Annotated in this window: 12 protein-coding genes; 5 read left to right on the plus strand and 7 right to left on the minus strand. The window is 71.5% G+C overall.

Translation table 11 applies throughout. The annotated features are described in order from the left end of the window. Window positions 1–29: 29 nt before the first annotated feature. The 5 genes from ACFYYF_RS29965 to ACFYYF_RS29985 form a co-directional block, all read right to left on the minus strand. Complete coding sequence (locus ACFYYF_RS29965; RefSeq protein WP_361684557.1) at window positions 30–1,217, minus strand: NAD(P)/FAD-dependent oxidoreductase; 1,188 nt, start codon at window positions 1,215–1,217, stop codon at window positions 30–32. A gap of 77 nt (window positions 1,218–1,294) precedes the next feature. Then, the gene (locus ACFYYF_RS29970; protein WP_361684555.1) at window positions 1,295–1,522 is read right to left on the minus strand and encodes a phosphopantetheine-binding protein; all 228 of its coding nucleotides are present in this window, start codon (window positions 1,520–1,522) and stop codon (window positions 1,295–1,297) included. Then, the gene (locus ACFYYF_RS29975) at window positions 1,522–3,090 is read right to left on the minus strand and encodes an amino acid adenylation domain-containing protein (protein WP_388780653.1); all 1,569 of its coding nucleotides are present in this window, start codon (window positions 3,088–3,090) and stop codon (window positions 1,522–1,524) included. Before ACFYYF_RS29975 ends, ACFYYF_RS29970 begins: the two co-directional genes overlap by 1 nt. A 156-nt stretch (window positions 3,091–3,246) precedes the next feature. Further along, window positions 3,247–4,191, minus strand: a complete 945-nt coding sequence (locus tag ACFYYF_RS29980) for an LmbU family transcriptional regulator (RefSeq protein WP_388780654.1) — start codon at window positions 4,189–4,191, stop codon at window positions 3,247–3,249. A 142-nt stretch (window positions 4,192–4,333) separates the two neighbouring features. Continuing rightward, window positions 4,334–4,549, minus strand: a complete 216-nt coding sequence (locus tag ACFYYF_RS29985; protein WP_328443621.1) for an MbtH family protein — start codon at window positions 4,547–4,549, stop codon at window positions 4,334–4,336. An 829-nt stretch (window positions 4,550–5,378) separates the two neighbouring features. Here ACFYYF_RS29985 and ACFYYF_RS29990 point away from each other — a divergent pair. The 3 genes from ACFYYF_RS29990 to ACFYYF_RS30000 all read left to right on the plus strand — a co-directional run bounded on the left by ACFYYF_RS29990 (window position 5,379) and on the right by ACFYYF_RS30000 (window position 8,837). Beyond that, window positions 5,379–6,137 carry a thioesterase II family protein gene (locus ACFYYF_RS29990; RefSeq protein ID WP_388780655.1) on the plus strand — a complete coding sequence of 253 codons (759 nt, stop codon included), beginning with the start codon at window positions 5,379–5,381 and terminating at the stop codon, window positions 6,135–6,137. A gap of 439 nt (window positions 6,138–6,576) precedes the next feature. Further along, on the plus strand, window positions 6,577–7,752 hold the full coding sequence (locus tag ACFYYF_RS29995) for a serine hydrolase domain-containing protein (RefSeq protein ID WP_388780656.1): 1,176 nt from the start codon (window positions 6,577–6,579) through the stop codon (window positions 7,750–7,752). A 398-nt stretch (window positions 7,753–8,150) separates the two neighbouring features. Next, the gene (locus tag ACFYYF_RS30000) at window positions 8,151–8,837 is read left to right on the plus strand and encodes a hypothetical protein (RefSeq protein ID WP_388780657.1); all 687 of its coding nucleotides are present in this window, start codon (window positions 8,151–8,153) and stop codon (window positions 8,835–8,837) included. A gap of 46 nt (window positions 8,838–8,883) precedes the next feature. On the opposite strand, the gene ACFYYF_RS30005 is transcribed toward ACFYYF_RS30000, so the two are convergent. Beyond that, window positions 8,884–10,128, minus strand: a complete 1,245-nt coding sequence (locus tag ACFYYF_RS30005) for an RNA-guided endonuclease InsQ/TnpB family protein (protein ID WP_388780658.1) — start codon at window positions 10,126–10,128, stop codon at window positions 8,884–8,886. Between the two features lie 326 nt (window positions 10,129–10,454). Between ACFYYF_RS30005 and ACFYYF_RS30010 the strand changes: the two genes are divergently transcribed. After that, entirely contained in the window at window positions 10,455–11,219 is a 765-nt protein-coding gene (locus ACFYYF_RS30010; RefSeq protein ID WP_388780659.1) for an LmbU family transcriptional regulator, read from the plus strand. A 29-nt stretch (window positions 11,220–11,248) separates the two neighbouring features. Here the strand turns inward: ACFYYF_RS30010 and ACFYYF_RS30015 are convergent, their stop codons facing one another. After that, window positions 11,249–11,938 (minus strand): FMN-binding negative transcriptional regulator, encoded by a 690-nt coding sequence (locus ACFYYF_RS30015; RefSeq protein ID WP_388780660.1) that lies wholly within the window; start codon window positions 11,936–11,938, stop codon window positions 11,249–11,251. A 619-nt stretch (window positions 11,939–12,557) separates the two neighbouring features. On the opposite strand from ACFYYF_RS30015, the gene ACFYYF_RS30020 reads away from it, so the two are divergent. Continuing rightward, window positions 12,558–13,910 (plus strand): lysine N(6)-hydroxylase/L-ornithine N(5)-oxygenase family protein, encoded by a 1,353-nt coding sequence (locus tag ACFYYF_RS30020; protein ID WP_388780661.1) that lies wholly within the window; start codon window positions 12,558–12,560, stop codon window positions 13,908–13,910. Window positions 13,911–14,016 lie beyond the last annotated feature (106 nt).

A 14,016-nucleotide genomic window follows, 5' to 3' on the forward strand; every position in this document is an offset into this window, starting at 1 on the left:
TCGGCGGAACCAGGAGGGACAGCGGCGGCTCAGCTCAGGTCGAGCAGGTCCAGCAGTTCGTCGTTGTAGAAGTCGTCGATGGAGCACGCGCCCGACAGGGTCGAGAAGTAGCGGTCGATGTGTTCCTGGTGGCCGACCAGGTGCCGCAGCATCTCCACGCGGCCCTCGGGCTTGAGCTCGGCCACGTTCAGGGCGCCCTGGTAGTGGCTCAGGGCCTCGCCGCTCAGGTCGTTCTCGTAGCGCTTGAGCGCGGTGCGCAGCGCGGCGTCGTCGTGGAGCTGGGTGCCGATGTGGGCGGTGAGGGACTGGGCCTGGGCGAAGGCCTCGGTGATGCCGCGGGCGGTGATGGAGTCCTTGTGGTTGACCGCGTCGCCGACCAGTACCCAGCCGGGGCCGTGGGCCTTGCGGAAGTAGTTCTCCTGGTGGCCGGTGCCGTAGATCTGCTCCACGCGCCGGCCCGCCCGCATCCGCTCGTACAGCTCGGGCGCGGTGGTGCGGAAGGAGTCGAGGTAGAAGGGTTCCACTCCCTTGCGGACCTCGTTGTAGAGGTCCTGCGGGAAGTAGGTCATCAGCAGGGTGAGGTCGTCGTTGGTGGGGATGACGCCGATCCAGCGGCCGGGCCGCTCGTAGAGTTCGAAGTGCGAGGGGACGTTCTCCCAGTAGCTGTAGTAGGTGCAGCTGACCCGCGGGTGCTCGATGACGTTGGGTGCGCCGGTCTTGCGGGCCACCAGGGAGCGCATGCCGTCCGCGCCGACGACCAGGCGTGCCCGCTCGGTCGTCTCGGTGCCCTCCGGGGTGGTGTAGCGCACGCCGGCGACCCGGTCGTCCTGCCACAGCAGGTCCTTGACCGCGCAGCCCTCGCGGAAGTCCACGCCGGCCTCGACGGCTCCCTCGGCGAGCAGCGGGTCCAGGACGTAGCGGCGGGGCGCGTAGGTGTGGGTCAGGCCGTCGACCGGCAGGGAGAAGCCCTCGATGCGCACTCCGGGGCCCTGGTAGCTCTGGCGGGTGATGGGCTTGCAGCCCGCGTCGCGGAGCTTGTCGAGCAGCCCCCACCGGTTCAGCAGCCCCATGCCCTGCATGTGGATGTAGTGGGAGGACAGGGTGTCCTGCGGGAACCGCGCCTTCTCCAGGAGCAGGACGCGGTAGCCCTGCCGGGCGAAGAGCATGGCCGTCGGCGAACCCGCGCAACGGGCACCGATGACAATCACGTCGTACATGGCGCGCCTCTCTAACCAGGTAGTTTTTGCACGCGGTACGGCCCGCGGGCCGAAGGGACCGGGGCCGGTCCGGCGTGCTAGCGGTGCAGCGGCAGGGATTCGATGTAGGCGGAGATCGACGCCACCGTCGGGTGGAGGAACATCTGGTCCATGGGGACCTCGGCGCCCAGTTCCTCCAGGAAGGCGCCCTGGATCCGGACCATGATCACGGACTGGCCGCCGAGGGCGAAGAAGTCGTCGTCGGCCGTGATGTCCTCGCGTCCCAGTTCCCGGCTCCAGATGGCGCGCACGCTGTCGGCAGTCATCACAGTCCTCGGTTCTTGAGGGTGTCGACCAGTGCCGCGCGGTCGACCTTCCCGTGCGGGCTCAGGGGAATGGCCGGTACGTCGACGAAGCGGGCCGGGACCATGTTGCGCGGCAGTGTCTGAAGGAGGCGGGCGCGCACGGCGTCCTTGGCGAGGGCGCCCGCCTCCGGTACCACGAACGCGGTCAGTTCGGCCTCGCCGGCGTCGGTGTGGGTGACCGCGACGGCGGCCTCCCGCACCTCGGCGAGCCTGCCGAGCGCGCGCTCGATGTCGGTGGGGTCGATGCGCATGCCGCGCACCTTGACCTGGGCGTCCATCCGTCCGGCGACGACGAGGTCGCCGGACTCGGTCACCCGGCCCCGGTCTCCGGTGCGGTACAGCCGGACCGGTGTGCCGTCGACCTCGACGGTGGTGAACCTGGCGTTCTCGGGGCCGGCGGCGCCCAGGTAGCCGGCGCCGACGCCGGTCCCGGCGATGCAGATCTCGCCGTCCTGTCCGGCCCGCACGGGGCGCAGCCGTTCGTCGAGGAGGTGGATGTCGGTGTTGTACGCCGGCCGGCCCACCGGGGCGATGTCGTGCTCGGTGCTGCGGTACCCGGCGAGGTCGAACGACGTGGCCACGTCGGTGCATTCGGCCACGCCGTACTGGTGCAGCAGGGTGCAGGTGTTGTTCTCGCGGCGCATCCAGCCGGTGAGCCGTTCGGGCTTGAGCGCCTCCCCGCCGAAGAGGACGTAGTCCAGGCGGGTGAGTGCGTCGCCGCCGCGCGCGGTCTCCCAGTCGATCAGCACGTACAGGGTGCTGGAGGCGCAGTGCACGACGCGGATGTCGTGCTCGCGCAGGATGCGGTAGGCCAGCATGGGGTCGAAGTTGCGGCTGGCCATCAGGTGCTGGGTGGCGCCGCAGAACAGCGGTGTCATCAGGGCGCGTTGGGACAGGTCGAAGCCGAACGCGCTGACGACGAGGTTGTTCGAGCCGCTGTGCAGGCCGTATTCGAGCTTCAGCCAGTTCATCAGGTTGAACCAGCCCTCGTGGCGCACCGCGGTCAGTTTCGGTGTGCCGGTCGAGCCGGAGGTGAAGACGGCGTAGCAGAGGTCGTCGCCGGTGACGGGGATGTCCGGGGAGGTGGCCGGCAGGCTCGCCAGGTGCTCGCCGAGTTCGTCGAGGTCGACGACGTCGGCGGCCGCCGCCTCGACCATGGCGGCGGTGTCCGGGGAGGCCACGATCAGGGCGAGGCCGGGGACCTGGCCCAGCAGGAGCTGGAGGCGGGCGGCGGGGTAGGCCGGGTCGAAGGGCACGTAGGCCGCGCCCGCCTTCAGTGTGCCGAGGATGGCGACGAGCAGGTCGACGGAGTAGTCGAGACAGATGCCCACCTTCGCGCCCCGGCCGTGTCCGCGCGCGGCGAGGAAGTGCGCGAACCGGTTGGCCCTCGCGTCGAGTTCGGCGTACGTCACCTGCCGGCCGGCCCGGACGACGGCGACGGCGTCGGGGGTGGCCTGCGCGTGCGCCTCGAACTGCTGGTGGACGACGGGCGCCGAGGGCAGGGCGACCCGCTTTCCCTGAAGGATCATCAACTGACTCCGATATGAGGGGTGTCCGGGGTGTCCGGTGGGGCGGGCCGCCGGCCCGCCACGCGGTACGGGCGCGGCGGTGCCTTCGGGTGGTGCGCTGTGCGGGTGGGGCGCGGCTGGTCCAGGCGGTGCGGTGTGCCGGTGGGCGCGGCCGGTTCAGGCGGTGCGCCGGTCGGCGGTGTGCGGGCCTTGGGCGGGGCGGGCGGTGGTGGGCCGGCTTGGGGCGGGGTGGCCGGGGGTGTGCCGGCCTGCGGTGTGCAGGTCCGGGGTATGCCGGTCGGTGGTGTCGAGCGTTCGGGTGACCCACTGCGCGACGGGCAGGCCGTGCGCGGCGGCCGCCCGGGAGTAGTGCTCCAGCTGGTCGGCGGACAGCTCGATGGTGAGCGTGGTGACCGGCTGCGGCTGTTCGGTGGCGGCCTGGCGCTGGTCGGTCGTGGGCGGCCGCTGTTCGGTGGCGGCCTGGCGTTGTCCGGTCGTGGGCGGCCGCTGTCCGGGGGTGGCCTGGCGCTGGTCGGTGGTGGCGGGCCCGGTGGGCCGGGGTGGCTGCTGCTTCCCGGTGCCGGTGCCGGTGCCGGTGTCGGTGCCGGTGCCGGTGCCGGTGCCGGTGTCGGTGCTGGTGCCGGTGTCCGGGCAGGTGGCGGCCGCTTCGCTCTGCGCGGCCAGGCCGGCGCGGACCGCCCTGCGCAGTTCGTTGCGCGACCATTTCTGCTGTTCGGCCCGGCGCAGCCAGTAGTCCTGCTCCGGAGGTGAGAGGCGGGTGACCTCGGCGTGGTGGGCGAAGCTGAGGCTGTCGCGTCTGCGGTGGTGCTCGAACCGGCGGGCCACCCACGCGTAGTTGCGCAGGGTCTGGTAGTCGAGCCCGGTGCGCTCGATCGCCTCCTTGTAGCGCCGCCAGCCGTAGGTGGCCTCACCGTAGAGCAGCCAGTCGGCGAGCCACCACGCGGACGAGTTGACCAGCTCGCGCAGGTTGGCGCCGATCCGCTCCCAGGACCGCTCCGGCAGGTTGGGAGGCAGGACCATCCCCGATTTCTGCACCGTGGCCTGCGATCCCACGAAGGACAGGACCGCGTCGCCCTGCGCCGGCGCACGGCCGGCGTCCACGGGCCCCGGTCCGGGCCTGCCCGTGGTTCTCACAGCCCCCGTCACAGCCTTCAACTCCCCACTCGAAGTGTCGTCCTGGGCGCGGACCGGGCGGGCGGACGACGGCGTCGTCCCCCGGCCGGGGCCGCGGGAGGGGCGGTGTTCAGTCCGCCGCCATGGCCTCCTGCAGGCTCTTGGGCCGCAGGTCGGTCCAGTTCTGCTCGACGTACTCCAGGCACTCGGCCTTGGCCGCCTCACCGAAGACCACACGCCAGCCCGCGGGCACCTCGGCGAACACCGGCCACAGGGAGTGCTGCTCCTCGTCGTTGACGACCACGTAGAAGCGGCCGTCCGCGTCATCGAAGGGGTTCGTGCTCAACTGGGGCACCGTCCTTGTCGGTCAGGGGGTGGCTCGGGATTCGAAGGATCGCTCGGCCGGGTGCGCGGGGCACCGGGCGCGGGTCCGCCGGCCGGCGCCCGTCCGGTCGACGGGACACCCGCGCTGTCCGGTCGACAGGACAGCCGGCGCCGGTGGCGGCCCCGGCGATGCCTCGAAACCGTAGGGAGCGCGCCGCCGGCGCTACAAGGGAGGCGGCCCTGCCGGCCGCCCCGGTGTGCGCCCGCGCCTGCACGCGGCGGTGATCCTCTGTACCGGGCCGCTTTCGTGTGCCACGATGCCGCGCCCGCGGACCGCCGGGCCCCTTGTCTCCGCCGCGCGCCCCCAGACCGCCGGGCACCTTGTCGCCGCCGCGCCCGCAGACGCCGAACCCTTGGCGCCGCCGGGCACCTTGTCGCCGCCGCGCGCCCCCAGACCGCCGGGCACCTTGTCGTCGCCGCGCCCGCAGACCGCCGAACCCTTGGCGCCGCCGCGCCGCCGCGCCGACGGGCCACCGGGCCGCCGGGCCGACGGGCCGACGGGCCGCCTTTCGCCGCCGCGCCCGCGGACCGGCCAGGCATCCCCGCGTCCCCTCCCCCGGCCCCGGCCGTATGTCCCCGCGCATCCCGGCTCGGCCGACCGTCCCCGCGCACCCCAACTCCCCGGGCCCGGCCCGGCGTCCGGTGACGGCTCGCCCGCGGGCGGGTCCAGGACGGCCTGAGGCTCGCTCAAGGGCCGCCTGACCAGCGGCAGAGTCCCCTCGGGTGCCGCGTCCGCCCGGCCCGGCCGCGTTCTAGGGTGCGAAGGGTGCGGCCCGATCCGAGGGGGAGCGATGGACGGCACACGAGACGCCCTGCGCCTGTTCGTGCTGCACCACGCGGGCGGCTCCCACGTGCTCTACCGCCACTGGGCGGCCGGGTTGCCGGACACCTGGGACGTACGGCTGCTCGACGCGCCGGGCCACGGACTCCTCCTCGACGTGCCGCGGATCGACGACGCCGGCCGCCTGGCCGACTTCCTGCTGCGCGGCATCGAGGCCGAACTGGATCTCCCCTGGGCCCTGTTCGGGCACAGCATGGGCGCCCTCGTGGCGTACGAGATCACCCGGCGGGCCGTGGAACGGGGCCTGCCCCCGCCGGTGTGGGTGGGTGTCTCCGCCCGCCCCGCCCCTCAACTCGCCCAGCGGCGACACCGGTTGCACGAGCTGGACGACGCCGGGCTGCGCGCGCGCCTGAGACTGCTCGGCGGCACCCCCGGCGCCGTCCTGGACGACCCGGACCTGTGGGCCCTGTTCGCCCCGGTCATCCGGGCCGACCTGCGCCTGGTGGACAACTGGCGTCCCGCTCCCGGCGCCCCCGCCCTGCCCGTGGCGCTGTCCGCCTACGCGGGCGCCGAGGACCACTCCGCCCCACCGCGGCGGATGGCCGGCTGGGCGGAGCACGCCGAACTCTTCCTGGGCCTGCGGGTCTTCAGCGGCGGCCACTTCTATTTCCAGGACGATCCCGCTCCCCTGCTGCGGCAGATGACACGGGACGCGGCCACGGCACTGGAGACGGCCCGCGCACAGCCGTCCGCCCCTCCCCCGCGCTGACCCCACGGAACACATCCCGGGGCATGGCCGTGCCTGCCCCCCTGCCTCGGCGCCCCCCCACGGGACACACACCCCGGGCACGGCCCGTACGCCCCCTTCCCCGCAGTGCCCCGGCGTCCGCGCACGCCCGCGCGGATGCCGCCGAGCCCCGGCACCGCCGCAGGGCCCGGCACCGCCGCAGGGCGCAGGCGGCCGCCACGACGATGACGGGCCACACCCGGCACACCCCAACTCCCCTCACCGCAAAGGCAGAACGACCAATTCCGGCCGCGCGCGGGCCGGACGGCGAACGGGCGGAGTGCTTCGGACCTGCGTCTTCGCGGACGCGGTGTCGCCGCACGAGTTGCCCTTGAGCCAGGTGACCTACGGTGCCGCCACGAACCGCACCTGCAGGAATCCAGCCAACGTGCGGACACGACGAGGAGACGGGGAAGCGACGATGACGATGCGGAATGGGCCAAGAGCCGGCGTGGTCGGTCTGGCGGCGGTGGCGCTGACGGCCACCGTCTTCACGGGTCCCGCCCGGGCATCGGGTGACACGGCCACGGGGGCGGCCGGTCACCAGAACACGCAGGCGGCGATCGAGGCGGCCGTCGCGGCCGGCATCCCCGGCGTGAGCGCCGAGGCGCGGGACGCGGCCGGGGTGTGGAAGAGCGCGGTGGGCGTCGGCAACCGGGCGACGGGCGCGCCGCGCGGCAAGAGCGACCGGTTCCGCACCGGCAGCATCACCGACAGCTTCGTGGCGACGGTCCTGCTCCAGATGGAGGCGGAGCGCAAGCTCAGCCTGGACGACCCGGTGGAGCGCTACCTGCCCGGCGTGGTCGCCGGGAACGGCAACGACGGCGGCGCGATCACCGTGCGCCAGTTGCTGAACCACACCAGCGGCCTGTTCGACTACCTCGCCGACGTGTCGTACTACCAGACGTACACCATGGGCGACAGCTTCCTGGCGCACCGCTACGACACCCTGACGGCCCAGCAGCGCCTGCAGGTGGCCTTCTCCCACGCGCCGCTGTTCCAGCCCGGTGCCCGGCACGCGTTCTCCCACACCAACGACCTGCTGGCGGCGCTGATCGTCCAGAAGGTGGCCGGCAGGCCGTACGAGGACGAGGTGCGCCGGCGCATCATCGGGCCCCTGGAGCTGAAGTCGACGTCCAACCCCGGCACGAGCAGTGAGCTGCCCCGGCCCAGCAGCCGCGGCTACTCCAAGCTGTTCTACGAGACCCAGCCGGACCGGATCGACGACGTCACCGAGCTGAACGGCTCGCAGAACTGGGGCGACGGCGACATCATCTCCAGCGCCCACGACCTGAACCTGTTCTACCGGGCCCTGCTGGGCGGCAAGTTGCTGCCGGCGCAGCAGCTCAAGGAGCTGAAGACGACCGTCGTCAACCCCGACCTGCCGATCACGTCGTACGGGCTCGGCATCGAGAAGCTGACGCTGGGCTGCGGGGACATCTGGTACCACGACGGGGGTGTGGTGGGGTCGCTGACGCTGGCCGCCTTCACCGAGGACGGCCGCCATCAGCTCACCTTCAACTACAACGGCGACTGGGACGCGTCGGGGATCATCCCCATCCTGAACGCCGAGTTCTGCGGCCCGGCGGCGGGCTGAGACCCCGCCCGCGCGGCGCGGCAGAGCCCGGCCGCGTCCGGCCGGGGCAGGCGGCCGCCTGCTGAACCGTGATCCGCCGGGTGCCCGCGAGAAGTCCGCGGGCGCCCGGCGGATCGCGTTTCCGGACCGACCACCGACCACCGACCACCGTCCGCCGTCCGCCGCCTGCCGCCTGCCGCCTGCCGTCCGCGTGGCCCGGGAGGTCACCGCGGAGCGTTAACCCACAGTTCATTGCAACAAGCTAGACCTCTGACGTTGCATTACATTCAGCTCGGTTGCAACAATTAGGCAGTGTTGAGCTGGAGTTACGCGCACATCGCGCATCAGACTTGTTGCCAGATCCATGAACGCAACGTAGCGTTTTCTGCATCGGAAAACACGAGTCCAAGGAGTCCCCGATGCAGAAGACCGAGTACGCGACGCAGCAGTTCGACACCCCCGCCCCCATCCGCGCCGAGGTGGACATCCCCGCCGGACGCATCCGGTTCATCGCCGCCGACCGGGCCGACACCGTCGTCGAGGTCCGCCCCGCCGACCCGGCCAAGAACCGTGACGTGAAGGCGGCCGAGGAGATCCGAACCGTCTACGGCGACGGTGTCCTGCGGATCGGGGCCGTGCAGGCGGCCCGCAGGTTCCTCGGGCACGCGGGGTCCGTCGAGGTCACGGTCATGCTGCCCGCCGGCTCCCGGGTGGAGGCGAAGGCGGCCGCCGCCGAGTTCCGCGGCGTGGGACGCCTCGGCGACGTCGCCTTCACGGGCGGGCACCGCTCGGTCAAGGTCGACGAGGCCGCCGGCGCCCGCATCGACGCCCACGACGGCGAGGTCTGGGTCGGCCGTCTCGAGGGCCCCGCCGAGATCAGTGTCCACAAGGGCGGCATCCGCATCGGCGAGGCCGTGCGCGGCACGGTCACCCTCGGCGTCCGGCACGGCGACATCACGGTGGGCGCCGCGCGCGGTGTCTCCGCCTCCCTGGACGCCCGGACCGGTTACGGCCGCATCGACAACTCCCTGCGCAACAACGGCACATGCGACCTGGACCTGCACGCCGTCACCGCCTACGGCGACATCACCGCCCGCAGCCTGTGAGCGCCCGCGGCCCCGAAGGAGCACCCCTGTTGACATCCTCCCCGCCCTAAAGGACGGGGATTCCCGCCTGACTGCCAGTGGTGACCGGCTGGGCCTTCGGGTGGGTTCCCCGTTCAACGGGCCGTGCCTGGCGTGGGATTTCCACTCCCGGACTGACCGGCCCTCCAGGGGCGTTTAGCCTCTCCGCCTGCCCGGCGGCGAGGATCACTCGCGACGCGTTGAGGTCACGATCATGCTCAGTACCGCAGCCCTCGCACCGCCAGATCCGCACGTGCAGCAGCTTCTTCCCATCCACGACCCAGCACACCGAGCACGTCTGCGAGGAGGGCAGCCAGCGGGAGACGATGCCGACGTGCCGGCCGTTGCGGGCCGCCTTCTCCTCCAGCACGCGGCGAAACATGCCCCACGCAGCATCGTGCACAGACTTGGCAAGACGCGTGCGGGCGAGGCCGGAGACCGCCAGGTCTTCGAGGTAGACCGCTTGGTTGTCGCGGACCAGCCTCGAAGCATTCTGGTGACACCAGTCCCTGCGCGCGTCGGCCACCCGGGCGTGGGCACGGGCGACCTTCAGCCGGGCCTTGGCCCGGTTCTTCGATCCCTTCGTCTTCCGGCTCAGCGCCTGCTGCGCCTTCCTCAGTCTCCGCTCGGCACGCCGCAGGAAGCGCGGGTTGTCAATCACCCGCCCGTCGGACAGCACGGCGTAGTGGGTCAGGCCAAGATCGATGCCGACCTCGGACGTGACGGGCGCGAGCGGCTCGGCCTCGACCTGCACGACGAAACTCGCGAAGTACCGGCCCGACGGATCCTTCATCACGGTCACCGACGACGGAGCCGACGGCAGCGAACGCGACCAGCGCACTCGCACATCACCGATCTTCGCGAGGTTCAATCGCCCGTTGTCCCGCAACCGAAACCCGTTCCTGGAGAAACGAACGGCCTGCCGGCTGTCCTTCTTCGACTTGAACACCGGAAGCCCCATACGGCGCCCTGGCCGCTTCCCCGACACCGACCCGAAGAAGTTCGCGTACGCCGCATCGAGATCACGAAGAGAGGACTGCAAGGCATCCACCGACACCTCGGCAAGCCAAGCCCGCTCAGGCGTCTTCTTCGCCTCCGTGATCACCCGCTTCGCCAGCACACCCGTCGCGACCCGCGACCCGTCCGCCCGGTACGCGGCCTTCCTCGCGGCCAGCGCATCGTTGTAGACCACCCGTGCACAGCCGAACGTACGAGCCAGCGCGACGCGCTGACCCGGAGTCGGCTCCATCCGGAAGGAATACCGCAGATACACGCGATCAACCTAACGACCGCCACTGACAACGCCGCTCCACCCAGGGCGAACCGGCTTTCCCTGCCCTGCCCTGCTCCGCAGGAGCCTCGTTTCCTCCCCGACCTGAAGGCCGGGTATCCACGAAGGAGACCTGATGAACGCTTTCCCGGAGCGGCCGGTCCGCGGCCTTCGTATTTCCCGGCGGGAAATGCGGGTGCCCTGCGGAAAAAGGGCGGCCTTCATTCGGTGAGGAAGTTCGACGTGCAACCGTTCGAGTGCCGCTCCGGTGCCACCCCAGGCAGCGCTGCGACGCTTATCGACGGTTATATGCACCGTTCTTTGGAGGCATGATGGCGCATCAGGCCGGTCAGACCGCGGGATCGCACGGCGGCACGGCGACCACCGTCGCGCAGGCGATGCCGCGGCCGGCACGCGCCACGGCGTCCGCGCCGCGCCGGGTCCCGGTGCTGACGACCAAGGTGGGCCTGCAGATGCCCGCCAAGATGGCCTACGACGAGTGGGAGCGGGCCGGCCGGCAGCTCGCCGACGTCCTCGACTCCTCCTCCTGGTGGCTGGGCGACTGGATGGTGTACGGCAAGGACCACTACACCGACCGCTACCAGCGCGGGATACGCGCCGCCGGCCTGTCGTACCAGACCCTGCGCAACTACGCCTGGGTCTCACGGCGTTTCGACCTCACCCGGCGCCGCGCCGCCCTGAGCTTCCAGCACCACGCCGAACTGGCCTCCATGCCGGTCGCGGACCAGGAACTGTGGCTGGACCGCGCCGAACAGCGGCAGTGGACCACCAAGCAGCTGCGTGGCGCCCTGCGCGCCGCACGCCAGGGCGAGCAGCAGCCGGCCGTTCCCGCCAGGGCGGGCCGCCGGCTGGAGGTTCCCGGCAGCCGTCTCGAGTGGTGGCACCAGGCCGCCCAGCAGCTGGGCGTCGACTTCGAGCAGTGGGTGATGGCCACACTGGACAGCGCCGCCGCGACCGCCCTGGAGGCTCCCGGCACCACCGCGGAGCGCCCCGAGGCGGCCGGACTCACGGGCGTGCAGGACGTGAGCGGGATCGCCGAGCAGCGGACCCGGCCGGTGGCCATCAGCGCCTGAGCCCGCCGGCGCCGGGACCACCGGGCGTCTCACGGCAGCCGGTTCATCAGCCCGGCGACCTCGCGCTTGTAGGTGCATCCGCTCTGCCCGAACGAAGCCTGGACCCGCTCGCGTACCTCGTCCGGCTGCTCCTGGCTGAGCTTGAACATGCCCTCGGCCCCCGTGACCGTGAACCGGAAGGCCCCGACGGCGGGCACGATCTCGCGGAAGTAGCCGAGCGAGTCGGTCATGTCCCAGCCGTCGCCGAACGCCTTCTCGAAGGCGCGCACGGTGGACTGCACCACCTCCAGCGTCTCCTCGGTCGAGTCGATCTTCTCGACCACGCCCCGGACGTGCACCGCGGTGAAGTTCCACGTGGGGGCGGCCGGGGTCTTCTCGTACACCGTGGGTGACACGTAGGTGTGCGGGCCGGTGAACGTCAGCAGCAGCACGCCGCCCGGCCGCAGCGCCTCCCAGTGCGGGTTGGCCCGGTTCATGTGCCCGAGCAGCGTGACTCCCCGCAGCCCCTCACCGGCGCCGCCGGCGTCACCGGAGGAATCGGGAGTGCCGGAGGAGTCGGGGGCGTCGGGGGCGTCGGGGTCGAAGATGACCGGCAGGTGCGTGGCGAAGGGACCGTTCTCGGGGCTGCCGTTCGTCACCGCGAGAGCCAGGGGGTTGTCGCGGATCAGATCCGCCGCCCAGGAATTATTCGGCTCGCGATAAAAGCGGGGCACGAACATTCGCATTCTCCTTTTCGGAAATCGGCACGTTTCGAGGGTCCCCGACCGTACGGCCGTCCCGCCGACAGGACAATGCTTCCACGTTCCGGGCGCCTGGAGAAGTCCTGAAGGAGTCCTCCAGCGGTTCTCGACCGCCCTTCGAGAAATACTCCGAAAACACGCCGATTCCGAAGACCCGGCCGCGAAGACCGCTTTCGGAGATCCGCTTTCCGCGGCCCGTTTTCGTAGATCCCTCTTTCGTTTCCCGCCCGTCCGTCCCGTCCGCCCGCCGCCGGACCGGTGCAGGGCCGACACAGAGCCGGTGCCGGCACGGCGGCGATACCGGCGCGCGGCGCGCTGCCCGCCGCCATGAGCGTGCGTCAGCGCCGGGCGCGGGCTTCCCGGCGGTCCCGGGAACGGTCCTCCCGGCGGTCCCCGGCGCGGGTTTCCGGGCGGCGCGGGCAAGGGCCTCTCCGCCGCCGCGACGCGAAGTCACCTCTCTCACCAGCGACTCCGCCGTCGCTCCAGCGTCCCGAGACCGGATCTCAGGATCGAGTTGCCAACATCATGGCAAGGTTTTGCCAAGCCGGAAGGCGTTGTGGGCCACCGGTCGATTTCAAGACGCATCGGGAGCATTCACATGGAGACAACGGGCAGGCGGAGCGAAGAGGTCTACGACGTGGTCGGTATCGGGTTCGGCCCGTCCAACCTGTCGCTCGCCATCGCTCTGGAAGAGCACGGGGCGAGCACTCCGCAGCATCCGGTCACCGCCCACTTCTTCGAGCGGCAGCCCGCCTTCGGCTGGCACCGGAACATGCTGCTGCCGTCGACGACCATGCAGATCTCGTTCCTCAAGGACCTGGCGACGTACCGGAACCCGCTGTCCCGGTACAGCTTCGTGTCGTATCTGCACGCCTCGAACCGGCTGGTGCAGTTCGTCAACAACCAGGACTTCTTCCCCACCCGCCAGGAGTTCCACCAGTACCTGGAGTGGGCGGCCGCCGACCTGGCCGACCGGGTCACCTACGGCGCCGAGGTCACCTCGATCCGGCCCGTCACCGGGGCCGGGGCCGCGAAGTGCGACCTCCTGGAGATCGAGGTCCGCACCGGCGACGGCAGTACCCGGGTGGTCGCCGCACGCAACGTGGTCATCTCGACCGGCCTGGTGCCGCGCATGCCGGACGGCGTGAGCTCCGACGAACGGGTGTGGCACAGCTCGGAGTTCCTCAGCCGGTTCAACGCACAGGACCCGCGGGACCTCCGGAGCGTGGCGGTGGTCGGCGCCGGCCAGAGCGCGGCCGAGATCCTCCGGTTCTTCCACGACACGCTGCCGCACGCCCAGGTCAGCGCCGTCGTCCCGTCCTACGGCTACGCCATCGCCGACGACACGCCCTTCGCCAACCAGGTGTTCGACCCCGGCGCGGTCGACGACCACTACTTCGGCACCGAGCAGGCACGGGACGCCTTCTGGCGCTACCACCGCAACACCAACTACTCGGTGGTCGACTCCGACGTCATCCGCGACCTGTACCGGCGTTCCTACGACGAGCGGGTGCGCGGCACCGAGCGGCTGCACTTCCGCAACCTCACCCGGGTCACCGACGTCAAGCGCGCCGGGAGCGAGACACGGGTGGGTCTGCGCTCGCTGCTCGACGACCGCACCGAGGAACTCGCCGTCGACGCCCTGGTGTTCGCCACCGGCTACGACAACCTGGACCCCGCCCGCCTGCTCGGCGACTTCGACCGGCACTTCCTGCGCGACGGCGCCGGCCGGCACCAGGTGGAGCGCGACTACCGCCTTCTGAGCGCGAGCGGTCTGAGCAGCGGGGTCTACCTCCAGGGCGGCACCGAGCACACCCACGGCCTGTCCTCGGCCCTGCTGTCGAACATCGCGGTCCGCAGCGGTGAGATCGCCGATTCGATCGTGCTGCGGCGCACCGAGCAGGAGCTGAACCGCGCCGGCACCGCGCGGGCCACCCGCTCGGCCGCCTGAAGCGCCGGGCCCGGCAGCTGTCTTGTTGACAGGACGTGACCCCGCGGCAGGACACTCGAGAACCCGCGCGCGAGAGCGCGGCGCGCCCCTTCGGGCCGGACGGGTT

It is taken from the genome of Streptomyces sp. NPDC001914, from assembly GCF_042891215.1.
GTDB lineage: Bacteria > Actinomycetota > Actinomycetes > Streptomycetales > Streptomycetaceae > Streptomyces.